Consider the following 20,106-nt stretch of genomic DNA (forward strand, 5'->3'; position numbering starts at 1 on the left):
TTATTTGGACTTGGGTACTAATTTACGTTGATAGCGATCGACTGCGGACTCATGTTCCGTAAGTGTCTCCGAAAAGTGACTGCCCCCATCCCTCTTGGCAACAAAATACAGCGCCTGACTTTTGGCTGGATGAATCGCGGCATAAATGGAATCTTTGTCAGGCATAGCAATCGGTGTTGGTGGTAGACCTTTGTGCATATAGGTATTGTAGGGACTATCTTTGCGTAAATCCGCCTTACGAAGATTTCCATCAAAATGCGGTCCTATGCCATATATCACCGTGGGATCAGTTTGCAACATCATCCTCTTTTTGAGGCGGTTCAAAAATACCGCCGCGACCAGACCTCTATCGCTAGCCTTGCCAGTTTCTTTTTCAATAATTGAAGAAAGGATCAGTAAGTCATAAGGCGTTTTCAAAGGGCTATCAGACGGCTTTTCTGACCATGCTTGTGATAACTGCTTTTGCATTGCTTGAGAAGCTTTTCGATAAATGTTAAGATCAATCTCATCCGGATCGAATACATAGGTATCCGGAAAGAAGAGACCCTCATCGCCTGGATAATGAAGATTCAATAGCTGAAGAAGTGCTTGTGAACTTAGCCCCTGAGTTTGATGAATTAAACCTGGGTGCGAATCGATCAGACTCCGCAATTGCCAAATCGTCATTCCGGGAATAATAGCGATACTTTCGCGCACGCGCTCACCACGAGCGATTTGGAGCAATACCTTTCCTAAGCTAGCACCCATTGGCAAAAGATAGGTGCCGGGCTTAAGCTTTGAGCCAACTAGCAATGCTTTTGCGCCAATTTGGAATGGCAAAGCAGATATGGACAACCCTTGTTCATGTAACTGCTTAGCAATGTTGGCTTGACTGGATTGCGGCGCAATCTTTACTCTAAAACTGGATGAATCTGGAAGGTTTGACTGGCTGGGGACGATCGGCCATAAGAAAATGACACCATAAACCACAACCAATGCCGAACCTATAGCAAGCAGCGTAGAGCGCATACGATTTAACAACGTCATTAGTTTCTGAAATATGAATCTTCCCTGAATTTTTTGGCGTATCAGGCTATGATAAAAAAGAGATGACGTTTACCAGCCAAAATACCGCAATGCCCACGGAAATACCCTCTTCTAGCTTTTCCCTTTTACCCCAATGGGGCCTCATTTTCGTAGAAGGGCCAGAAGCTGCTGGCTTTTTACAAAATCAGCTTACCAATTCCGTTTTGGGTTTACGCCGCGCTTTCCCGCCTGATATCGCTCAATCAACCCTCTCTGCTAGGTTGGTAGGTTACTGCAGCCCAAAAGGTCGATTATTAGCAAGCGCATGGCTATCACTTGCGCCTACTGGAGATACTGCTGAGGATCGCTTTGCACTATTCATCTCAAAAGATATCGCTGCAACTACTGCTAAGCGTTTAGCGATGTATGTGTTGCGCTCAAAAGTGAAGGTGACCGATGTCTCGAACGAATGGAACCTTATGGGCTACGTTGCCAACACCTCCTCACCCGAGGTAACAATTAATGTGCTTACCGATGGCCAGATTGGCATTGAGCTTCCTGCTGTAATTCATCAGACAGAAACATATCAGCGTATTCTCATTGCACAAAACGCTTCAGATTTCTCTATAGAAACTAACATCCCAGTACTCAATGTATGGAATGATTTAGAGGTATTGAGCGGAGTCCCCAGAATTGTTCAAGCAACCCAAGAGCAATTTGTTCCTCAAATGGTGAATTTTGAATCGGTCGGTGGCGTTGACTTCAAAAAAGGTTGCTATCCTGGACAAGAGGTTGTGGCGCGTAGCCAATATCGGGGTGCTATTAAAAGACGCCTTTGTTTGGCTCATACCGCTTCGAATGGAGTCGAGCCTAGGCTCTACCAGCCAGGAACTGAAATTTTTCATACAGCCGATCCAAAACAACCTGCCGGAATGGTGGTTTTATCGTCGCCCAGCAGTTTTGAGGTAAATCGGATTGATCTGCAGATAGAGTGCAAGCTTGAGGCGCTTGAGATTGGGGAAATACGACTAGGAAGCATGCAGGGCCCTGTGTTAAAACTGAATTCATTACTTTACCCATTTATTGAAATTTAAGATCAAAATTTTTTGAATTTATGTGCTTAATTCTCTTCGCCTGGAATTTTCATCCTGACTATTCGTTGGTGGTGGCTGCGAGTCGCGATGAATTTTATGAGCGCGATACGGAAGGTATTTCGTATTGGCCTGAACACCCTCATTTATTAGCTGGGCGTGATCGTGCTGATGTTTTGGGTAGTCCTGGTACTTGGCTAGGATTTACAAAGTCTGGAAAATTTGTTGCCGTTACAAACGTTCGTGCACCAAGCGAAAAAAATCCAGATGCAAGGACCCGTGGCGAACTGTCATTTATGTATCTAACAAGCAACCATAAACCTGGTGCCTTTGTAGATAAGAATGCTAAGCGTTTTAATCCCTATAACGGTTTCAATTTCCCGATGGCCGACTTAAGCGATCCTGGAAATGCTGAAATGCACTGGATCAGCAACCGTATGCTGATGGGTCAAAGTATTCGACCCCGCAAGGTGTTCCCGCATCAACCATTGGCCCAAAGTGTTTACGGTTTATCGAATGCCATGCTCGATACCCCTTGGGCCAAGGTAAACCATCGTGTCGCCGCCTTTGCGAAAGCCTTGGCAGTAGATCGGGGGCAACTCAAGGGTGCTGACCAATACCTAAAGGTGTTAGCGGATACGCGTTATGCCAGTGATCATGAATTGCCAAACACTGGGGTAAGCAAAGAATGGGAAAAAGCACTCTCCCCTGCTTTTATCAAAACCCCGTCCTACGGAACTCGTTCGAGCACGTTATTGAGGGTTCGAAAAGATGGTCAATTTGAAATGGTAGAGCGTCGCTTTGATGCTACCGGTACTGTTGGTCACGATGTCATAACCGGTACACTCACCCTCACCTCAGGATCCAACCTGTCGGTTTAATTAAGACGAGCGCTGATCTTCGTTGATGACGCGTTCACCACTTGCCCCTCGAGATGGTAGACGTTTGATGTATTGGAATGTTCCGGTAGCCATACAACAGATCTCCCCTTGATCGTTATAGAGCTTTGCATCACAAAATGCCATGGTTGCCGTCCTGCGAACCGTATCCGCTTTCACTCGCAAAATACCTGCGCCGCCTGCATAAAGTTATTCTTCAACTCGATCGTGACAACGCTGCGGTCCCCTGGGTCTCCAGATCGAGCAGCGACTGCCATCGCGACATCCATGAGGGTTAATAAAATCCGCCGTGAGCAACCGACCAAGTGTTAGTGTGCTCGGGTTTTAAGGCAAGCAGAGTTTCACCCTTACCCATCTCCGCACTCAAAAAACGCACACCTAGCAATTTCAAAAAAGGGGGCGTTTAGCTCCTCACCTAAGTTAGCCAATTGAGTTTGCGGATTAAATTGATTTATGAGGCTTGTGCACCATTTTGGGAATACTCCTAGAATAGCCTTATGGCGTTTTCTCTTCGTGGCGACGATGTTTGCTAGCATATTCAACCAACTCCAATTCCTAATCTATGCTGGGTGGGATTTTCTGCAGGCGTCGCTAAGTTACTGGGCATTGAGTTGAATGCTAGCGGCCTACCATCGGATCCTCAGTGGCTAGATGTATTGGCGGGAAACGCACTAGCAACCAACACCCATCGTTTTTCAGATCCAATCTCCACCGTTTACAGTGGGCACCAATTTGGAGTCTGGGCGGGACAACTTGGCGATGGCAGAGCAATTCTGCTGGGCGAACTGAATGGTTTTGAATTGCAGTTAAAAGGGTCTGGTCAAACTCGCTACTCTCGGATGGGAGATGGACGTGCAGTATTACGATCCTCCATTCGAGAATTTTTATGTAGCGAGGCTATGCATGCACTAGGCATACCAACTACGCGAGCTTTATCAGTGGTTGGCTCTGAATTATCCGTACGAAGAGAAACGATTGAAACAGCGGCGGTATGCGCCCGAGTAGCACCGAGCTTTCTGCGTATTGGCCATTTTGAACACTTTGCATCCCAGCAAAATAGTGTGCGCCTTAAAGAGTTGGCTGATTTGCTCATCGAGCATCACTATCTTCGTAATCATTTGGCTCAGAATGCTATCGAGAAAGCACAGAGCCATGATTTTGCTGAGCTGAATACCCTACTCGCCATCTTAACTAAACCCTTTGATGAACAGACTGCATTCCACAACTACTCGCTACCTCCGCCTGAAGGTTTGGAGTGAGTTGAAGTAAGTTGCTCTTCTTAGTATTGACCATTGACGAAATCATCATGAAAAAAACCGACCCAGAATACAAACAGGTGTTAAGCGATATTGAATATCGTGTTACTCGTGAAGCTGCTACTGAACGCCCTTTTACAGGCAAGTATTGGGACCATTGGCATCAGGGTAAATACAAGTGCATCTGTTGCGATACCCCGCTTTTTGCATCGGATACCAAGTTCGATGCTGGTTGTGGCTGGCCCAGTTATAACGCCCCGGAAAATCCGAAAACCATTAAAGAGGTTCGCGATACCTCTCATGGCATGATTCGCACCGAGGTGCGTTGTGCAAACTGTGATGCACACTTAGGCCATGTTTTTGACGATGGGCCCATGCCTACTGGTCTACGCTACTGCATAAATTCGGCATCGCTGCAATTTGAACCTAGTGAAAATGCCAAGCCTAATCAGGATAAATGACTTTATATAGACCCAGCGCCTGATATTGAGTTTCCTCATAGAAATAGTTGGATAATCTCCCCCATGAAATTTTTATTCGATCTATTCCCTATCATTCTGTTTTTTATCGCCTTTAAATTAGCCGATATTTATACGGCAACCATTGTTGCCATGATTGCAACCATCGGTCAAATCCTCTGGGTCTATTACCGCCATCGCAAAATTGATGCCATGCAGTGGGTTAGCCTGGTGATGATCATTGTTTTTGGTAGCCTGACCATTTTCTTGCATGATAAAACCTTCATTCAATTGAAGCCCACAGCTCTGTATTGGCTTTTTTCTGGAGCATTATTCATTAGCGCCCAGTTTTTCAATAAGAACTGGATCCAAATTCTGGTGGGCAAGCAAGTGACGCTCAAGGCCGAACGTGCGCATTCCGTATGGCACCAGCTCAATATCGCTTGGGCAAGCTTCTTCTTCTTCATGGGCGCCCTCAATCTCTATATTGCTTTTGAGTTTTCTGAAGAAACATGGGTCAATTTCAAGCTGTTTGGTAGCGCTGGGTTATTGATCGTTTTTGTCATCATTCAAGGTGTTTGGCTCTCAAAGCACATGGAACATCCAGAGCAATGAATATCAATCAAAAACGGATTTCAATGTTTGGGGCGGATCTGAATAAGTCTTTCACGATTCAGAAACTCACAATTGAGGATGAAAGCCACCTTCATTCTGGGCATGCTGGCGCAGCCAGTGGCGGAGGCCACTTCAAGCTCAGTATTGTGGCTCCAGAGTTTCAGGGGTTGACCGCGGTTGCCAGGCACCGAGCCGTATATGCAGCACTCAACCGCCATATTCCCACTGAAATTCATGCATTAACGATCACCGCCCTCACCCCACAGCAGGCTGGTTTCTAGCCTGCTTTACACTTTACCCATTCATTTTTTAATTGAGAATCACTATGTTCAAAAATCGCCATCTCGTCACTATTGGTCTTGCGGTCTCTCTCCTTTCGATGCATGCTGCTGCGCAAAATGCCGTGATCGTAAACGGCAAACCCATTCCGAAAGCGCAACTCGATAAATTGGTTCAAAAGTTTGGACAACCAGATAACCCACAAGTACGCGATAAGGCTCGTGAAATGTTGGTCACCCGAGAATTAATTCTTCAGGAAGCTGATAAACGTGGTGTAACTCAGAATGAGTCTGTGCGCGAACAGCTTGAACAGTCTCGCGTCGGAATTTTAGTTGCAGCCGTTTTCGAGGACTATGTCGAAAAAGAAGGCGTAACCGAGGCAGAGTTAAAAGCCGCATACGAATCAGTAAAAACGCAAAATACCGGCAAGGAATACCGTGTTGAACATATTCTGGTTGAAAAAGAATCAGATGCAAAAGCCATCATCGCCCAATTAAAAGCCGGTGGAAACTTTGAAGAAATTGCTAAGGCCAAAATTGCTAAGGCCAAATCAAAAGATCCAGGCTCAGCCCTAAATGGCGAAGATTTGGGTTATGTCAGCGATAAGTCTCTTGTCCCAGGGTTTTCTAAGGCGATGGTTCAACTCAAGAATGGTCAAGTAACCGACAAACCGGTTAAAACCCAATTTGGTTGGCACATTATTAAGATGATTGATTCGCGCGATACCAAAGCGCCAAGCTTTGAAGAAATGAAAGCTCAGCTAAAACAAATGATTGCCTCCGATCAAAATTGGCAAAAGGCGAAGTTCTCGGAAATGATGCAAAAATTGCGCGCGAAAGCAAAAACTCAGTAAAGCGCTCGTGATGCTTGTTTAATTTTTTCTGGCAGGATAGCGGCGAGGACGCATTTTTTGAATCGCCATGCCTGCCAGTGCGCATGCAAATGCTGACATAACAAACACATCCCCAGGTTGCGATATATCCCAGATCCAGCCGGCACACAATCCTCCAATAGTTCCTCCAAAGCCGTAAGATACGGTGGCCATGATGGCTTGCCCCCGAGCTTGTAATGGGCCCGTGAACCATCGTTGCAATAACTTCGTGGCTCCACTATGGTGTGCGGCAAAGGTAGCGGCATGCATGATCTGCGCCACTATCAATACCGAGGTGAATGGCATGAAGGCAATCAGAATGAAGCGGATGACACCGATACCAAATGCGCCCTGCAATATAACCTCAGCATCCAAGCGACTAAGAAGTTTGTTTTGGAAGTAAAAAAATAATACCTCTGCCGCTACACCTAGCGCCCAAAAAAGACCAATCTGAAATTTATCGTAGCCTAGATTTGCCAGATATAGGGAATAGAATACATACAAAGAGGCGTGAGCAAAGATCATAAAAAACCCCGATACCAAAAACCAGCGAACGTCTGGATTGAGTAGAACTCCTATTAATTCACCCTTCACCATTTTGCGACGCTCCATCTTGGGTTCGTGCAGGCAAAATGTGATGAGCGCTAAAGCAAACAATACAACTACGCCGACATACGGATAAAGCTCGATACCATTGCGCTGAAATAACTCGCCCGCAATGAGCACCATCGATATAAAGCCAATTGAGCCCCACAGTCTCAATCGACCGTAGCGCTTATCAAAAGAATTGTCTTTATAGAGCGCGTGAATGGTCGCGGTTTCGCCCAAAGGCATTTGGCTACTCAATATGGTATGAAGTACAAACATCCATATAAAGAAGCTCAAGTAACTGTGTAAATAAAAAATACACAGAAAAACGAGCGCCGCTAAGCATGCGCAAATCCGAATTATCCCGATGCGGTTGGATAGGTAATCTGATAACCATCCCCAGCTAAATGGGCCAACAATCCGAGTGATTTGCAGCATTGACATGAGTACTGCAATTTCGAGCGCACTAAAACCGCGATCAAGAAAAAATAGGCTAGCGTATGGTGAAACCAAACCAACGTAAGCGAAATATAAAAAGAAAAAGGACCCGAAGGCCCAGCGAAGCACGGGCGACATCTCAGATCAATACGCTAATCGCTTTTGGAGCTTGGTCGTGCTGCAGGAATGGGTCCAATATCTAGCTTGACATCACCACATTGAGCGCGATGACGCATAGCATGATCCATTAATACCAAAGCCAGCATTGCCTCTGCGATCGGCGTTGCTCGAATACCAACGCAGGGGTCATGACGACCCTTGGTTTGAACCGTAATTGGCTTACCATTGAGATCAATCGATTGCTTAGGCGACATGATGCTCGAGGTCGGCTTAATGGCTATTGATACTCTCAGGTCTTGTCCAGTAGAAATGCCGCCCAAGGTTCCGCCAGCATTGTTTGTCGCAAAACCATCAGGATGAAGCTCATCCTGATGCTCGCTACCGCGTTGAGCAACTGACGCAAAGCCAGCACCAATTTCAACACCTTTTACAGCGTTGATACCCATCATCGCATGCCCAATATCTGCATCCAATTTGTCAAACAGAGGTTCACCAAGGCCAACAGGAACATTTCGGGCTCGAACTTCAATACGCGCACCACAGGAATCTCCTGCTTTACGTAATTCATCCATGTAGCTCTCGAGCTGAGGGATAACTTGCGCATTAGCAACAAAGAATGGATTTTGACCAATCTGTGTGGCATCAACAAACGGAATGTTAATTTCCCCAAGCTGGCTCATGTAACCATAGAACTCAGTGCCATATTGTTGGTGTAACCATTTTTTGGCAATTGCTGCCGCCGCAACGACTGGCGCGGTTAAGCGTGCAGACGAACGACCCCCACCCCGAGGATCGCGAAGACCATATTTATGGTGATATGCATAGTCAGCATGACCAGGTCGAAATGTTTGCAAAATATCGCCGTAATCCTGACCGCGTTGATCCGTATTTCGAATTAAAAGGCCAATCGGCGCACCGGTAGTTTTGCCCTCAAACACTCCCGACAAAATTTCGACCCTATCCTCCTCCTTACGCTGTGTCACGTGGCGAGAAGTGCCCGGTTTGCGACGCTCCAAATCGGTTTGAAGGTCTGCTTCACTCAATGGCATGCCGGGCGGACAGCCATCGACCACCGCCCCAATGGCGGGTCCGTGTGATTCACCAAAGGTGGTAACTGTAAAAAGAAGGCCTAGAGTATTTCCTGACATACCGACATTATGTCATTTGTCAGAAATATAGGGCCAGAACAACTTAATTGGTGGTTTTTTCTGCGTCTTCAGGCCAATCACGAATATAGGCCTTCAGCATAGTGTTCTCGAAATCTTGCGCCTCTACTACAGATTTTGCAACGTCGTAGAACGAAATCACGCCCATGAGCATTTTTTGATCCATGACTGGTAAATACCGCGCATGGTCTACCAACATCATGCGGCGTACTTCATCGATTTCTGTTTCCATGTTGCAAGTCAATGGCTTTTGATTCATGACAGATCGGACTTGCAATCCATCTAATTTCCCGTGGTGTTTTGCTAATGCAGAGATAACTTCACGGAAGGTCAATATACCAACCAACTTGTCGTACTCCATCACAACCAAAGAGCCAATGTTATGTTCGCTCATCACCAGCACAGCTGTTTGCAATACAGTATCTGGCGCAACCGTAAATAAAGTGCTGCCTTTTACACGCAAAATGTCACGAACTTTCATGGAGTCTCCAAACAATCAATGCATGGTTTCAATATAGACTCAAACAAGCCTTGAATCAAGACCTCTTAGACCGGTTTTAGTAACGAATAACCCTAATGACGCCGCTACGAATGCTAGGTAGATTGGCCACCAAGACCGCTCCAGCCAGGGTGATCCACCATGTTAGGTATATCCAGTGGATGGCCAACTGGAAGACAGCAAAGGCGCCATAGATCGTCTTGTAGAAGGCGGTATGGGTCAAGAAAATCGCAAAGCCTTTCATACACTCAAAACTAAAAGCAGCAAAAAGCGCGCCACTAATCGCATCTTTCCATAAGATTTGCGAGTATGGAAGAGTTTTGTAAACCACCGTGTAGACCAATACCGCTAGAAGTATTGGCGCAACCGTAGCAATTACACTGAAAGTTATGGAAATGGCTTCCGTCCAACCTTCGGATGCGCTAAATAAAACACCACTCAGATAGATGCCGATACCAAGCAATATGAGCCCTAGCAAAGTTGCTGCGGTGTAGATGGCAATCTTTTTCATCAGTGGGCGACTTTTGAACCTTAAAGATCTGATTGAACGCCCCCTCAATGACCGAGAGCGTCATGATGGCTGTAATAAACAATCCTGCTAAACCCACCAAGGTCAGACCTCTTGCTTGCGCCGAAAATTGGTCTAAATAGATAAAAACCTGTTGATTGATACCGCCAGGCATGTAGGTATCCAGCAACCAGCTTTTGAAAGCATTTTTCACCTGAATTACGCGGGGTAGATAGCCGATGAGGATGGTCGCAATAGTGACCCATGGGGACCAAGGACAAAATCGTGGTGTAGGCTAGGCTAGCCGCGATCTGATAGAGCTTTTGATCGCGATTACCCTCCCAAAGCTCCTTAGCTAGGGAGAGCCATAATTGAGGATTACGAAAAAGGCGCATCGCCGTATCATAAGAGAATATGAGCCAACATGATATTTTAGTTTTGCACTACTCCCGCTATGGCGCCACGCGAGACTTGGCGCGACTGATCGCCGAAGGAATTGAGAGTGTGCCCAGCGTGAATGCGCGCACCCGAACCGTACCACCAGTTTCAACGGCATGCGAAGCTAGTGAGTCAGCCGTTCCCAGTGATGGTGCGCCCTACGTTGAATACTCCGATCTTCAAGACTGCATAGGCTTAGCCCTGGGAATCCCCTACGCGTTTTGGTAACATGGCGGCGCCAATGAAATATTTTTGGGATGGCAGTTCATCTCAATGGTTGAGCGGCGCTTTGATTGGTAAGCCAGCTTGTGTGTTTACCAGTACGGGAAGTTTGCATAGCGGCCAAGAAAGTACGTTGTTAACCATGATGATTCCTCTCTTGCACCACGGGATGATGATTCTGGGCTTACCCTATAGCGAACCCGATTTATGTCTACCGAAACCGGGGGCAGTCCTTATGGCGTTACCCATCTTGCCCACGCTGATGGCCGCGCCCCGATCAGCGCCGAGGAGCAACGTTTGGCGATTGCTCAGGGTAAACGTTTGGCAGAGACCGCGCTGAAATTATTGCAACGTCCTTAGCTACTAAGCCCCAATATGTTTAAAAACTTCCTGCACAAAAATCCGTATCAATTGCTAGCGACAGCAGCTTATATTGACCTCTTTATTTTGTGCGTTGCATGGGAGTGGTTTATCTCCCCTCTTCGTCCTGGCGGCTCGTGGTTAATCTTGAAGGGTGTGCCTTTGCTATTTGCAATTCCAGGCATTTGGAAAGGCAATGTCTACACCATGCAATGGGCTTCGATGCTCATCCTGCTCTACATTACCGAAGGCTTGGTACGCATTCTAGAAACAGGCGCTAATTTTTGGATGGCAGTTCTCGAAACCTCATCCGCTACGATAGGCTTTGTATGTCTATTGATATATTTGAAGCCCATCAAAAAAGAAGCTACAGCATTGGCTAAGCAACAATCACAAACAACTGAGTAATGCCGGGATTTATTGAACAACTGAGTCAGTTGCTGGATGGCAAATACATCTTGACACAAGATCAAGATAAGGCCCCCTACCTCACCGATTGGCGAAAGTGTTATAGCGGTAAAGCATTGGCGGTTGTTTTKCCCGGAAACTCAAAAGAAGTTGCCAGCATTGTTAAGCTCTGCGCAGCAAATCAAGTATCGATCGTCCATCAAGGCGGGCACACGGGATTTTGCGGTGGGGCAACGCCGGATTCAAGTGGCAATCAAATTGCCCTTAATCTCAAGCGGATGAATGCCGTTCGGGAAGTGGATATTGCGAATCAAACCATGACATTAGAGGCGGGCTGTATTTTGCAAACAGCTCAAGAGGTAGCGGCTGCCCAAGGATTTCTGTTTCCCCTAAGCTTGGGGGCAGAGGGAAGCTGTTTTATTGGCGGCAACCTAGCCACGAATGCTGGAGGCACCAATGTTTTGCGCTATGGCAACGCACGCGATCTTTGTCTTGGCTTGGAGGTGGTCACCGCTCAAGGTGAGATTTGGAATGGCATAAAGGGATTACGCAAGGACAATACGGGCTACGATTTGCGCGACCTGTTCATCGGATCCGAGGGTACGCTAGGCATTATCACCAGTGCCGTCATGAAACTGTACCCATTGCCAATATCCCAATGGACAACCTTAGTTGCAACTGACAGTATTGCTGCCTCAATAGCGCTATTAAATCTCTTTCAAAAGCGTGCAACGTCTCTGCTCACCGGTTTTGAAATGATGACTCAAGAGTCATTGGCATTAAATGAGAAGCCATTTCCACAAATGGCCAATCCATTAAAGGGAAATCCACCCTTCACGATTTTGGTTGAGCTATCCGATCATGAGAGTGAAACCCATGTTCGGACATTGCTGGAAACAATTCTCGAAGAAGCATTTGAATCTGGACTCATATTTGAATCTGGACTCATTAGTGACGCGGTTATCGCTAGCAGTTTGGCTCAAGCCAATACGTTTTGGCAGATGCGGGAACACATAACTTTGGCTCAGGCCAAAGAAGGCGCCAATCTCAAACACGACATCACGATTCCACTCTCGGGTCTCGAAAGCTTTATTCAAGAAACGGACGTACTAATGCGCTCACGGTGGCCTGGGGTTCGAATCATCAATTTTGGACACCTAGGGGATGGCAATCTCCACTACAACATCGCTCCACCATTGGGAGCTGACCCCAAAGCCTTTAATCGAGATCATGAGAATTTCATCCAAGAATTGGTCTACTCTCAGGTAGACCGCTACCAGGGATCCATTTCCGCGGAACATGGGGTTGGTCAGCTCAAATTAGACGGTTTGAGAGCGCATAAAGGCACAGTTGCGATGAGCTCATGAAATCCATCAAAAAGGCGCTAGACCCCCAAAATATCCTTAATCCCCATAAAGTCCTGTCTATTTAGAGGTTTTCTTAAACATCCCCAGCTTTTTTCTAAATTTTTTATATTTCCTGTCATCTCGGACTCTTTCTGATGCGTTGTAAGCTCATGGAGGCGACAAATATGTCAACAAGACTCAACGTTTGGCCCGTGCAATTCAACAGATCAACCTGTCCAAAAGGACGCCTGAAGTCGCTATTGGCTACCTAGATAGCCAATATCACGATATCGCTTGGCGCTATATCCGCATTCTTGGCTTTGAACGTACCATCAGTTTCATGGCTAGCAACAACTTCCACCCAGAATAAACCTGCTATTACTTTTCAATAATAAAACCTAAATAATTGATTTATTTAGGTTTTTTGGTTTTAAGTTGATTAGACTCCATTGAAAAAGAGTCTAGCCTCATCAATCACGGTTCTGGACAATTCCTCGGGAATGTAGTGGCCACAGGGTACGGATTTTCCGGTGACCTGATTGACAACCTTCTGCCAATCCTCTACGGGTTTAAAACATTTGTGAACCAGCCCATGCTCACCCCAAAGCACATGCAACGGCATGGCGAGCTTTTTACCAGCACCCCGATCTGCTCTATCGTGAACCAAATCGATCGTTGCAGCTGCGCGATAATCTTCACACATAGCATGTGCATACGCTGGGTTAGAAGCTGCCATTGATCGTTTTGAACAGCTGGAGTGATCCGGCTTCCCATTCGGCTTTGATGATTGACCATAACCCAGTAGATCTGAGGCAACTACTGTGTAATGCGCTGCCAATGCTGGTGCAACTTCATGCCAGATAGCCTTCGTTTGTGGAAAACCATGCAAGCGGGTCCGGCGCCACCTATTGTGCACGAATATCAATCGGACCGTCATCCGAAGGAACCGCAATGATCTTCTCTTCAAAACCTGGAAAGGTAACCGGCATATCTACTTTATGAAATTACTTTAACGATGTAGGAACAGGATTGGCCGATGTTTCTAAGGCTATTCGTACCTTCTTGGCCATGGCGATAAAGGAATCTACCGATCCACCTGCGGTACGAAATGACTCCCCTTGAACGGTAACGAGACCTTCACCCAGTAGTTGCTTGGTTTGGCTATCGGTAATTTTGCTTTCAACCAATATGGCGGGCGTTTTTGAATTCACGCCACCTGCATAGGCTGCGGCATTTAACGCTAGGCCAATCGGCGTGAAATTCCAAGACTGCAAACTGTCTGTAGAACTTTCGGCTCCAGTTGTCCCAGCGGAAATTCGAGCAACACCAGAACCTGGGTTAGTCACAATGCGAATATTGCCCCGAGCATTTACTGCTTCAACCATGGAAGCCTGCAATGCAGCTTTCGCGCTACTGATCGCTTCCAAACTGACATCTTTCGTAGCGTTTTGATTGAGATATATTGGATCCAAGATCACTGCGGTATAAGCCCCAGGATTAACGCCCTCCTTACGATATTTCCAGACGCGGGTATCCGATTCTGAAGTAGTAACAGGCACCAACAAGGAATAATCGGGCAAGAAACCCGATTTCGGCATCGGTTGTGTCGTTAATTTAGGCGCATTACTACAACCCATTAATACTGTTACCAGTAATGCAAGAAAAGCTGTCAAATAGTAATGGCGCATAAAGTTCCTAGCGTGAGATATTAGTCTGGCGACGGGCATGGCAACAGACTGCCAGTCTTTTTATGTAATTGCGGTTTGCAATCGGATAACGCCGCAGAATTAGTCGTGTGCGCAGCGGAGATTAATGATGCATTATCTGCGGATGGAGTGCTTGGCGCAGATGCAGATATTTCGGATGAGTTTGCAACCACTGTTGGCGTTAAAGTCTTTGGTGATTCAATACCAACAGAGCGATAAAACGACTTACCGTGCCAGGGCATGGCATTAGTGCGCCAGTTTTAGAATCTCCTTACACTGAGGATTTGCTTCCATTCGGGCCTCAGGTTTTGCTGCTGTACAACCACATATTGACATGCATGCCAATAACGAAACCCATAATTTGAAATTTGATTGCATAAAGAATTATAGATTAGTGTGCCAATATTTTGGATAAAAAGTTTTTTGCACGATTGGATCTAGCATCAGGGTTGCCAAAGAATTCATCTTTACTGCAATCCTCCACAATGCACCCTTGATCCATAAAAATGACTCTATTGCTGACCATTCTAGCAAAGCCCATTTCATGGGTAACGCAGCACATTGTCATACCCTCGTTTGCTAGACCTACCATGACTTCGAGCACTTCACCCACCATTTCAGGGTCTAGCGCCGAGGTGGGTTCATCAAAAAGCATCACGATGGGATCCATGCTTAAAGCTCTCGCAATCGCAACCCGTTGTTGTTGACCGCCGGATAGTTGCCCTGGATATTTATCTTTCTGTGCAATTAATCCAACGCGCTCAAGGTATTTCAAACCATGGGCTTTGGCCTCATCCGCTGAGCGACCCAGCACATGAATTTGCGCTAAGGTGAGGTTTTCGGTGATGCTAAGGTGTGGAAAAAGCTCAAAATGCTGAAACACCACCCCTACTCTGGCGCGAAGTTTTGGTAAGTTTGTTTTGGGGTCGTGTAAACGTACGCCATCCACGGTAATTTCACCACTCTGGAATGGCTCGAGTGCATTGATGGTTTTAATCAAGGTAGATTTACCTGAGCCAGAGGGTCCACAAATAACAACGACCTCACCTTTTTTAATAGACGTGCTGCAGTCAGTTAGCACTTGAAAGTCGCCATACCATTTCGAGACGTTTTGAAGATCAATCATGATGTTTTAGTGATAGTAAAAATGATTAGCGAATGATGGCTACTTTATCCTGTGCTCGTCTCACAATTTTGGAGAGTGAGAAGCAAATAATGAAATATGTGAATGCTGCCAATAAATAGGTTTCAATGGGTCTGCCATAGTTCTTACCGGCAATTTCAAAGCCTTTAAGCAAGTCGTAAGCGCCAATGGCATACACCAACGACGTATCTTGAAACAATATGATGGTTTGCGTCATAAAGACGGGGATCATGTTGCGAAATGCCTGTGGCAATACGATAAAGCGCATGTTTTGGCTGTAGGTCATACCTAAGGCCTGTGCTGCATAGCCTTGCCCCTTCGGTACTGACTGAATTCCGGCTCGTACGATTTCTGAGAAAAAGGCGCCCTCGAAGGCGATAAAGGTAATGGTTGCGGATAAGTCAGCACCAATTGGACGCCCAATCAACATCGGAATTAACAAGAAGAACCAGAGAATCACCATGACCAAAGGAATGGATCGTATGGTATTGGCATAGAACGTAGTGGGATAAGCTAAGCTGGGCTTTCCGGACAAGCGCATTAACGCCAAGAAAGTGCCAAAAATAATGCCGCCAACCGTCGCAATTACTGTCAGTTGAACACTAAACAGCATCCCTTTCATGATGTAGTTGGTAAAGAGCTCCCAGTTATAAAAACTTAAATCAAGACTCAACATAGCTTCACCTTGATAAAGGATGAATCGGATGTGTACGTCATCTTAGTGAGCTGCCGCTTCAGAGTTCGCAACCATAAAACCGGGTATCCGGGTGCGCTTTTCGATATGAGTCATCACGCGATTTACTGCAAAAGCCGATATTGCGTAAAGCAATGTCACCGCTAAATAGATTTCGACCCCACGAGAGGTTTCTTCCTGAGCTTGCATGGCAAACAAGGTTAATTCTGGTACCGATACAGCGAACGCTGCTGATGAGTTCTTAATGAGATTCATGCTTTCGGAAGTCAGCGGCGGAATCACAATACGTAATGCCATCGGCAAAATGACATAGCGATAACTTTGATACGTTGTTAAACCTAGGGCGGTAGCTGCTGCCTTTTGACCAGATGGTAAAGATTGAATACCCGCCCTGACCTGTTCCGCTATTCGCGCTGAGGTAAAGAAGCCAAGCGCAATACTGACCAACCAATAGGAAGGAACGTCCTTTAGTATGGGAATGAATGCTGGGATAACGTGATACCAAAGAAAGACCTGAACCAGAATCGGTATATTTCTGAAGAGTTCAACCCACGCGGTTGAAAAGCGCACCAAGAATCGATTCCATGCACTATCTGGGGGTAAGGTGCGCAAGGTGCCCATAACCGCACCCAAGATTAGGGCAATGATCAGGCCCAAGCAAGCTACAGCCAGGGTCCAGCCCCAAGCCTTTAATAACCAATCTAAGTAGGTTGGATCTGGATTTTTTCCAAGGGTGAATAATCCAGAAAAACAATGATCAACAACTTCCTGATCTAGTGTCCCCTTACAAAAAATACCAAAATCCATAAATCCAATCGTCGTTAGATGAAATAAAGCGGCTGAGGGCTACCCAATAAAAATACTGAATTACTTCTTGTTGTAGTCTTCGGCAGGTTTATCATTCAAATTAGCCCATGCATTTTTCGTTACTGGGGACAATTCAAGACCAACGACAATGTTCTTCGGAGGAATGGGTGATAAGAACCATTTATTCCACAATCCAGGCATCTTCCCATTGGCGACGATTTTGGCAATCGCTGCATTTACAGCTGCTTTAAATTCAGGATCGTCTTTGCGGACCATGATAGCAATGGGCTCAGTACTTAAAACTTCACCAACAATCTTGTAATCCTTTGGATTTTTAGAGTTAGCAATGTTTCCAGCCAAGATGGAACCATCCATTACGAACGCATCAGCACGTCCGGATTCCAGTAACAAAAAGCTATCTGCGTGGTCTTTGCCAAATACTTCATCAAAGTTCACGCCATTTGCACGCTCATGCTTACGCAATAGTTGAACAGAGGTAGTGCCGGTTGTGGTGGCAACTTTCTTGCCATTCAAATCTGAGATTGATTTGATACCTGAATTTGCTTTAACAGCAATACGCACTTCTTCGACATAAAGGGTATTGGCAAAACCCACGTCCTTTGCGCGATTAATATTATTTGTTATCGTACCACACTCAATATCGACCGTTCCATTTTGAACTAACGGAACACGGTTTTGAGAGGTTACCGGTTGGTAGTTAATACGTAAGGTACTTACACCAAGTCTGTCCCTAATCTCACCCAAAACCATACGGCAGATTTCGACATGGTAACCATCAAAACGGTTATCGCCTGTTGTATAGGACATCGGAATGGAGGACTCACGTACCCCCATGGTAACCGTGCTCCTGGATTTGATTTTGTCTAGAGTGATACTGGCCGCCTGGACTGATACAGCGCCAATGAATAGCCAGGTTATAACGCCTAGCTTGATCCTCGATGAGTATCTCATGAATGCCTCCAATGGGTGGAATGGAGGACTCACGTACCCCCATGGTAACCGTGCTCCTGGATTTGATTTTGTCTAGAGTGATACTGGCCGCCTGGACTGATACAGCGCCAATGAATAGCCAGGTTATAACGCCTAGCTTGATCCTCGATGAGTATCTCATGAATGCCTCCAATGGGTTGCTTATTAATCGCAATAATCTAAGCAGTTATAGCAAATATTTACACGTCTCGGAACTTTGCATCTTTTGTGCGGGTTTTAACACAAAATGGTTGAAATCTGCGAAAAAAGAGATGTCAAAATTTGGCCTGCCCAGCAGGAGTCGAACCTGCGACCTACGGCTTAGAAGGCCGTTGCTCTATCCAGCTGAGCTATGGGCAGATATTGGCTGGGTCTATATAGAACAAATAGAAAAAGTGGTCGGAGTACAAGGATTCGAACCTTGGACCCCCTGCTCCCAAAGCAGGTGCGCTACCAGGCTGCGCTACACTCCGACGGAACCGATATTCTACACCGACAGGGCTATTTCAGGCAAATCCTGTAAGATTCGGGCAATGGCTGCCTATTTTTCTAGCAAATCCTTCTCGCACGCAAAAACTGCTTTGGCAGTAGTTTTGCTGTGGGCTTGCGTGATTGGCATCCAGCAGTTTGGATTCACGCACAGCATCTCACATGCGAGCCAACAGCAAACTGCAATTGGTCAAAATATCTCTAGCGATGCAAGCGCTTCCCTTAATCACAGTTCTGATGTCTGCCACCTATTAGATGCGCTCACATTAGCAGAATTTATACCCACGACAAATGTGATCGCACCGGCTCTGCTTATTGCTAGCACGGTTCCAATTTCTATTACCCCAACCCCATTGCCCAGAATGCGTTATCGGCATACCAGTCTCGAGCATCGCCTGCCCAGCTTCTTTAAAAAGCGTTTTTGACCGAGCAAATGTCTCGGCCATCCATTTGGCTTGCCCCATCGTGTGGGCAAAAGAGGTTTGAGGTTGTCGATGAATTACAGGTTGTATCCATTATTTTAAAGCAGCACAATAAGCGGCTTCTATTCGCTATAGCAGCGAGCCCATTCGCTCTGGGTGCGCTTGCGCAATCGGCAGTTTCCAATATAGAAATTACAGCCACCGGGAGCCAAGAAACAACGCAAAGCATTCTGACGCCAACCAAAATTTTGCAAGGCGATGAATTGCTCAATAAATTGGGTTCAACACTAGGAGCTATTAGCCAATGAACTTGGCGTTTCAGCTACAGGCTATGGCGATGGCTCTTTGGAGGTCGATAGCGCGTTTGGATCAGTAGCCGTGCACGTCGTACTACCATCAACAACGCGAACAATTACCGCATTCCAGGAGGCTCAACACAATCGCAGGGAGAACCTGTAGGTGGTTGGACCGTTCCCCCAGAGGGAAATGGTGGAAATAACTACACCGGCAAACTTCCCAATACCTTCAGCAACCAGAATAATTTAGGTGTTGGTGTTTCGTATATTGGGCAGAATAGCTACACTGGTGTTTCGGTTGAACGGTTGAACAATAACTATGGCATACCAACCCCTGAAGGTGGATTATTGCTCATGGACTCCAAAAGGCCCATATCCCCAATAAAAGCGGCGGCTTCGGATCTTTGCCCCGAGATCTTTGAAACATAACGTATGGCGAGTGAATAAACTGGTACATCCGCAATGACGGCGGACTCGAATAAATTGGGTCTAAAAGGACGAACCGACTCACCATTCGTCGAAGTGCCTTCTGGAAAAATGCAGATAGATTCATTTTTGAGAACCTCGCTCATCTCGCCTACAACAAATGTGCATGACGAGAGCTATCGCGACGAATAAAGACTGTTCCAAGCTGCTTAGCCATCCATCCAAATATCGGCCATTTCTCTACTTCCGACTTCGCCACAAAGCGAATCGGATGAAAGGCATTGATGGCATGAATATCCATCCAGGAAATATGATTTGACGACAATAAATACGAGCTTGATGGAAGTACCTCCGCATTCTTAACAGCTAATTCAATTCCAAAAATTCGCAAGAGATGTGTTGACCATTGTTGGATATGCAATTTCTTGGATTAGGCATTGGAGAATGGAAAAATTAGCAATAACGTGCCTACACCTGATAAAACATGTAGCCATATCGCAATCCAAAGAAAAAAACGTTTCAATAATGCGGTGTTTGAGGGTATTGAATTGCTTGAGGTGGTCAT

Annotated in this window: 26 protein-coding genes, 2 tRNA genes and 3 pseudogenes; 14 read left to right on the plus strand and 17 right to left on the minus strand. The window is 46.0% G+C overall.

Annotated elements, in window-relative coordinates:
• On the minus strand, positions 1-1,026 hold the full coding sequence (mltG, locus tag BQ1619_RS03870) for an endolytic transglycosylase MltG (RefSeq protein ID WP_114662352.1): 1,026 nt from the start codon (positions 1,024-1,026) through the stop codon (positions 1-3).
• A 62-nt stretch (positions 1,027-1,088) separates the two neighbouring features.
• On the opposite strand from mltG, the gene ygfZ reads away from it, so the two are divergent.
• Both ygfZ and BQ1619_RS03880 read left to right on the plus strand, forming a co-directional pair.
• A complete protein-coding gene (ygfZ, locus tag BQ1619_RS03875; RefSeq protein WP_114662353.1) occupies positions 1,089-2,099 on the plus strand; it encodes a CAF17-like 4Fe-4S cluster assembly/insertion protein YgfZ in 1,011 nt (336 codons plus the stop codon).
• 20 nt (positions 2,100-2,119) lie between these two features.
• On the plus strand, positions 2,120-2,977 hold the full coding sequence (locus tag BQ1619_RS03880) for an NRDE family protein (protein ID WP_114662354.1): 858 nt from the start codon (positions 2,120-2,122) through the stop codon (positions 2,975-2,977).
• Here the strand turns inward: BQ1619_RS03880 and BQ1619_RS09080 are convergent, their stop codons facing one another.
• Together BQ1619_RS09080 and BQ1619_RS10420 are read right to left on the minus strand one after the other, a co-directional pair.
• Entirely contained in the window at positions 2,978-3,154 is a 177-nt protein-coding gene (locus BQ1619_RS09080) for a hotdog family protein (RefSeq protein ID WP_197711857.1), read from the minus strand. It lies immediately after the preceding gene.
• Positions 3,151-3,264: a hotdog family protein gene (locus BQ1619_RS10420; RefSeq protein WP_331851887.1), complete on the minus strand. Its 114-nt coding sequence runs from the start codon at positions 3,262-3,264 to the stop codon at positions 3,151-3,153. Before BQ1619_RS10420 ends, BQ1619_RS09080 begins: the two co-directional genes overlap by 4 nt.
• Before the next feature lie 264 nt (positions 3,265-3,528).
• Here BQ1619_RS10420 and BQ1619_RS03890 point away from each other — a divergent pair.
• The 5 genes and pseudogenes from BQ1619_RS03890 to BQ1619_RS03910 all read left to right on the plus strand — a co-directional run.
• Positions 3,529-4,164: pseudogene (locus BQ1619_RS03890) on the plus strand (protein adenylyltransferase SelO family protein); the annotation flags it as partial.
• Between the two features lie 131 nt (positions 4,165-4,295).
• A complete protein-coding gene (msrB, locus tag BQ1619_RS03895) occupies positions 4,296-4,712 on the plus strand; it encodes a peptide-methionine (R)-S-oxide reductase MsrB (protein ID WP_114663506.1) in 417 nt (138 codons plus the stop codon).
• 63 nt (positions 4,713-4,775) lie between these two features.
• On the plus strand, positions 4,776-5,324 hold the full coding sequence (locus BQ1619_RS03900; RefSeq protein ID WP_114662356.1) for a septation protein A: 549 nt from the start codon (positions 4,776-4,778) through the stop codon (positions 5,322-5,324).
• Positions 5,321-5,605, plus strand: a complete 285-nt coding sequence (locus BQ1619_RS03905; protein ID WP_114662357.1) for a BolA family protein — start codon at positions 5,321-5,323, stop codon at positions 5,603-5,605. Before BQ1619_RS03900 ends, BQ1619_RS03905 begins: the two co-directional genes overlap by 4 nt.
• Positions 5,606-5,649: 44 nt before the next feature.
• Positions 5,650-6,456 carry a peptidylprolyl isomerase gene (locus BQ1619_RS03910; protein WP_114662358.1) on the plus strand — a complete coding sequence of 269 codons (807 nt, stop codon included), beginning with the start codon at positions 5,650-5,652 and terminating at the stop codon, positions 6,454-6,456.
• A gap of 18 nt (positions 6,457-6,474) precedes the next feature.
• Here the strand turns inward: BQ1619_RS03910 and BQ1619_RS03915 are convergent, their stop codons facing one another.
• The 4 genes from BQ1619_RS03915 to BQ1619_RS09090 all read right to left on the minus strand — a co-directional run bounded on the left by BQ1619_RS03915 (position 6,475) and on the right by BQ1619_RS09090 (position 9,796).
• Positions 6,475-7,638 carry an MFS transporter gene (locus tag BQ1619_RS03915; protein ID WP_114662360.1) on the minus strand — a complete coding sequence of 388 codons (1,164 nt, stop codon included), beginning with the start codon at positions 7,636-7,638 and terminating at the stop codon, positions 6,475-6,477.
• A gap of 14 nt (positions 7,639-7,652) precedes the next feature.
• On the minus strand, positions 7,653-8,768 hold the full coding sequence (gene aroC / locus BQ1619_RS03920; protein ID WP_114662362.1) for a chorismate synthase: 1,116 nt from the start codon (positions 8,766-8,768) through the stop codon (positions 7,653-7,655).
• 43 nt (positions 8,769-8,811) lie between these two features.
• On the minus strand, positions 8,812-9,267 hold the full coding sequence (locus tag BQ1619_RS03925; RefSeq protein WP_114662364.1) for a CBS domain-containing protein: 456 nt from the start codon (positions 9,265-9,267) through the stop codon (positions 8,812-8,814).
• Between the two features lie 76 nt (positions 9,268-9,343).
• Complete coding sequence (locus BQ1619_RS09090) at positions 9,344-9,796, minus strand: YhjD/YihY/BrkB family envelope integrity protein (RefSeq protein WP_197711859.1); 453 nt, start codon at positions 9,794-9,796, stop codon at positions 9,344-9,346.
• Positions 9,797-10,207: 411 nt separating this feature from the next.
• On the opposite strand from BQ1619_RS09090, the pseudogene wrbA reads away from it, so the two are divergent.
• The 4 genes and pseudogenes from wrbA (at position 10,208) to BQ1619_RS08635 (ending at position 12,937) form a co-directional block, all read left to right on the plus strand.
• Positions 10,208-10,813: pseudogene (gene wrbA / locus BQ1619_RS03935) on the plus strand (NAD(P)H:quinone oxidoreductase).
• 15 nt (positions 10,814-10,828) lie between these two features.
• The gene (locus BQ1619_RS03940) at positions 10,829-11,221 is read left to right on the plus strand and encodes a DUF2069 domain-containing protein (RefSeq protein WP_114662366.1); all 393 of its coding nucleotides are present in this window, start codon (positions 10,829-10,831) and stop codon (positions 11,219-11,221) included.
• A pseudogene (locus BQ1619_RS03945) lies at positions 11,221-12,653 on the plus strand (FAD-binding oxidoreductase). The gene BQ1619_RS03940 and the pseudogene BQ1619_RS03945 overlap by 1 nt, the downstream one beginning before the upstream one ends.
• 119 nt (positions 12,654-12,772) lie before the next feature.
• Positions 12,773-12,937, plus strand: coding sequence for a hypothetical protein (locus BQ1619_RS08635; RefSeq protein WP_162784589.1), 165 nt, complete (start codon positions 12,773-12,775; stop codon positions 12,935-12,937).
• 69 nt (positions 12,938-13,006) lie between these two features.
• Here BQ1619_RS08635 and BQ1619_RS03950 read toward each other — a convergent pair whose 3' ends face one another.
• Both BQ1619_RS03950 and BQ1619_RS03955 read right to left on the minus strand, forming a co-directional pair.
• Positions 13,007-13,456, minus strand: a complete 450-nt coding sequence (locus BQ1619_RS03950) for an alpha/beta fold hydrolase (protein WP_231968481.1) — start codon at positions 13,454-13,456, stop codon at positions 13,007-13,009.
• Between the two features lie 115 nt (positions 13,457-13,571).
• Positions 13,572-14,240 carry a DUF3313 domain-containing protein gene (locus BQ1619_RS03955; RefSeq protein ID WP_231968482.1) on the minus strand — a complete coding sequence of 223 codons (669 nt, stop codon included), beginning with the start codon at positions 14,238-14,240 and terminating at the stop codon, positions 13,572-13,574.
• 90 nt (positions 14,241-14,330) lie between these two features.
• On the opposite strand from BQ1619_RS03955, the gene BQ1619_RS08640 reads away from it, so the two are divergent.
• The gene (locus BQ1619_RS08640) at positions 14,331-14,492 is read left to right on the plus strand and encodes a hypothetical protein (protein WP_162784590.1); all 162 of its coding nucleotides are present in this window, start codon (positions 14,331-14,333) and stop codon (positions 14,490-14,492) included.
• A 172-nt stretch (positions 14,493-14,664) separates the two neighbouring features.
• Here BQ1619_RS08640 and BQ1619_RS03965 read toward each other — a convergent pair whose 3' ends face one another.
• The 6 genes from BQ1619_RS03965 to BQ1619_RS03990 all read right to left on the minus strand — a co-directional run bounded on the left by BQ1619_RS03965 (position 14,665) and on the right by BQ1619_RS03990 (position 18,381).
• Complete coding sequence (locus BQ1619_RS03965) at positions 14,665-15,399, minus strand: amino acid ABC transporter ATP-binding protein (protein WP_114662372.1); 735 nt, start codon at positions 15,397-15,399, stop codon at positions 14,665-14,667.
• A 25-nt stretch (positions 15,400-15,424) separates the two neighbouring features.
• Positions 15,425-16,093 (minus strand): amino acid ABC transporter permease, encoded by a 669-nt coding sequence (locus tag BQ1619_RS03970; protein ID WP_114662374.1) that lies wholly within the window; start codon positions 16,091-16,093, stop codon positions 15,425-15,427.
• A gap of 42 nt (positions 16,094-16,135) precedes the next feature.
• Positions 16,136-16,918, minus strand: a complete 783-nt coding sequence (locus BQ1619_RS03975; protein ID WP_114662376.1) for an amino acid ABC transporter permease — start codon at positions 16,916-16,918, stop codon at positions 16,136-16,138.
• Positions 16,919-16,978: 60 nt separating this feature from the next.
• Positions 16,979-17,890: an amino acid ABC transporter substrate-binding protein gene (locus BQ1619_RS03980; protein WP_114662378.1), complete on the minus strand. Its 912-nt coding sequence runs from the start codon at positions 17,888-17,890 to the stop codon at positions 16,979-16,981.
• A gap of 301 nt (positions 17,891-18,191) precedes the next feature.
• Positions 18,192-18,268 (minus strand) — tRNA-Arg (locus BQ1619_RS03985).
• A gap of 36 nt (positions 18,269-18,304) precedes the next feature.
• Positions 18,305-18,381, minus strand: a tRNA-Pro gene (locus BQ1619_RS03990).
• A gap of 60 nt (positions 18,382-18,441) precedes the next feature.
• Here BQ1619_RS03990 and BQ1619_RS03995 point away from each other — a divergent pair.
• Positions 18,442-18,822, plus strand: coding sequence for a hypothetical protein (locus tag BQ1619_RS03995; RefSeq protein ID WP_114662380.1), 381 nt, complete (start codon positions 18,442-18,444; stop codon positions 18,820-18,822).
• Between the two features lie 8 nt (positions 18,823-18,830).
• Entirely contained in the window at positions 18,831-19,127 is a 297-nt protein-coding gene (locus BQ1619_RS04000) for a hypothetical protein (protein WP_162784591.1), read from the plus strand.
• A 305-nt stretch (positions 19,128-19,432) separates the two neighbouring features.
• Here the strand turns inward: BQ1619_RS04000 and BQ1619_RS10245 are convergent, their stop codons facing one another.
• Both BQ1619_RS10245 and BQ1619_RS10250 read right to left on the minus strand, forming a co-directional pair.
• On the minus strand, positions 19,433-19,687 hold the full coding sequence (locus tag BQ1619_RS10245; RefSeq protein WP_197711860.1) for a 1-acyl-sn-glycerol-3-phosphate acyltransferase: 255 nt from the start codon (positions 19,685-19,687) through the stop codon (positions 19,433-19,435).
• Between the two features lie 5 nt (positions 19,688-19,692).
• Complete coding sequence (locus BQ1619_RS10250) at positions 19,693-19,962, minus strand: lysophospholipid acyltransferase family protein (RefSeq protein WP_197711861.1); 270 nt, start codon at positions 19,960-19,962, stop codon at positions 19,693-19,695.
• Positions 19,963-20,106 lie beyond the last annotated feature (144 nt).

This window comes from Polynucleobacter necessarius, from assembly GCF_900095195.1.
GTDB lineage: Bacteria > Pseudomonadota > Gammaproteobacteria > Burkholderiales > Burkholderiaceae > Polynucleobacter > Polynucleobacter necessarius_G.

What these genes read in the sequence shown, in the direction of transcription:
- BQ1619_RS03880 (WP_114662354.1), top strand. Translation starts at nt 2,120, where the DNA reads ATGTGCTTAATTCTCTTCGCCTGGAATTTTCATCCTGACTATTCGTTG.
- BQ1619_RS03975 (WP_114662376.1), bottom strand. Translation starts at nt 16,918, where the DNA reads ATGGATTTTGGTATTTTTTGTAAGGGGACACTAGATCAGGAAGTTGTT.
- ygfZ (WP_114662353.1), top strand. Translation starts at nt 1,089, where the DNA reads ATGACGTTTACCAGCCAAAATACCGCAATGCCCACGGAAATACCCTCT.
- BQ1619_RS03915 (WP_114662360.1), bottom strand. Translation starts at nt 7,638, where the DNA reads ATGTCGCCCGTGCTTCGCTGGGCCTTCGGGTCCTTTTTCTTTTTATAT.
- BQ1619_RS03910 (WP_114662358.1), top strand. Translation starts at nt 5,650, where the DNA reads ATGTTCAAAAATCGCCATCTCGTCACTATTGGTCTTGCGGTCTCTCTC.
- BQ1619_RS03980 (WP_114662378.1), bottom strand. Translation starts at nt 17,890, where the DNA reads ATGAGATACTCATCGAGGATCAAGCTAGGCGTTATAACCTGGCTATTC.
- BQ1619_RS03995 (WP_114662380.1), top strand. Translation starts at nt 18,442, where the DNA reads ATGGCTGCCTATTTTTCTAGCAAATCCTTCTCGCACGCAAAAACTGCT.
- BQ1619_RS03905 (WP_114662357.1), top strand. Translation starts at nt 5,321, where the DNA reads ATGAATATCAATCAAAAACGGATTTCAATGTTTGGGGCGGATCTGAAT.
- aroC (WP_114662362.1), bottom strand. Translation starts at nt 8,768, where the DNA reads ATGTCAGGAAATACTCTAGGCCTTCTTTTTACAGTTACCACCTTTGGT.
- BQ1619_RS03925 (WP_114662364.1), bottom strand. Translation starts at nt 9,267, where the DNA reads ATGAAAGTTCGTGACATTTTGCGTGTAAAAGGCAGCACTTTATTTACG.
- BQ1619_RS10245 (WP_197711860.1), bottom strand. Translation starts at nt 19,687, where the DNA reads ATGAGCGAGGTTCTCAAAAATGAATCTATCTGCATTTTTCCAGAAGGC.
- BQ1619_RS03970 (WP_114662374.1), bottom strand. Translation starts at nt 16,093, where the DNA reads ATGTTGAGTCTTGATTTAAGTTTTTATAACTGGGAGCTCTTTACCAAC.
- BQ1619_RS03965 (WP_114662372.1), bottom strand. Translation starts at nt 15,399, where the DNA reads ATGATTGATCTTCAAAACGTCTCGAAATGGTATGGCGACTTTCAAGTG.
- BQ1619_RS10420 (WP_331851887.1), bottom strand. Translation starts at nt 3,264, where the DNA reads ATGGATGTCGCGATGGCAGTCGCTGCTCGATCTGGAGACCCAGGGGAC.
- BQ1619_RS03900 (WP_114662356.1), top strand. Translation starts at nt 4,776, where the DNA reads ATGAAATTTTTATTCGATCTATTCCCTATCATTCTGTTTTTTATCGCC.
- BQ1619_RS04000 (WP_162784591.1), top strand. Translation starts at nt 18,831, where the DNA reads ATGTCTCGGCCATCCATTTGGCTTGCCCCATCGTGTGGGCAAAAGAGG.
- BQ1619_RS09090 (WP_197711859.1), bottom strand. Translation starts at nt 9,796, where the DNA reads ATGAAAAAGATTGCCATCTACACCGCAGCAACTTTGCTAGGGCTCATA.
- mltG (WP_114662352.1), bottom strand. Translation starts at nt 1,026, where the DNA reads ATGACGTTGTTAAATCGTATGCGCTCTACGCTGCTTGCTATAGGTTCG.
- BQ1619_RS03940 (WP_114662366.1), top strand. Translation starts at nt 10,829, where the DNA reads ATGTTTAAAAACTTCCTGCACAAAAATCCGTATCAATTGCTAGCGACA.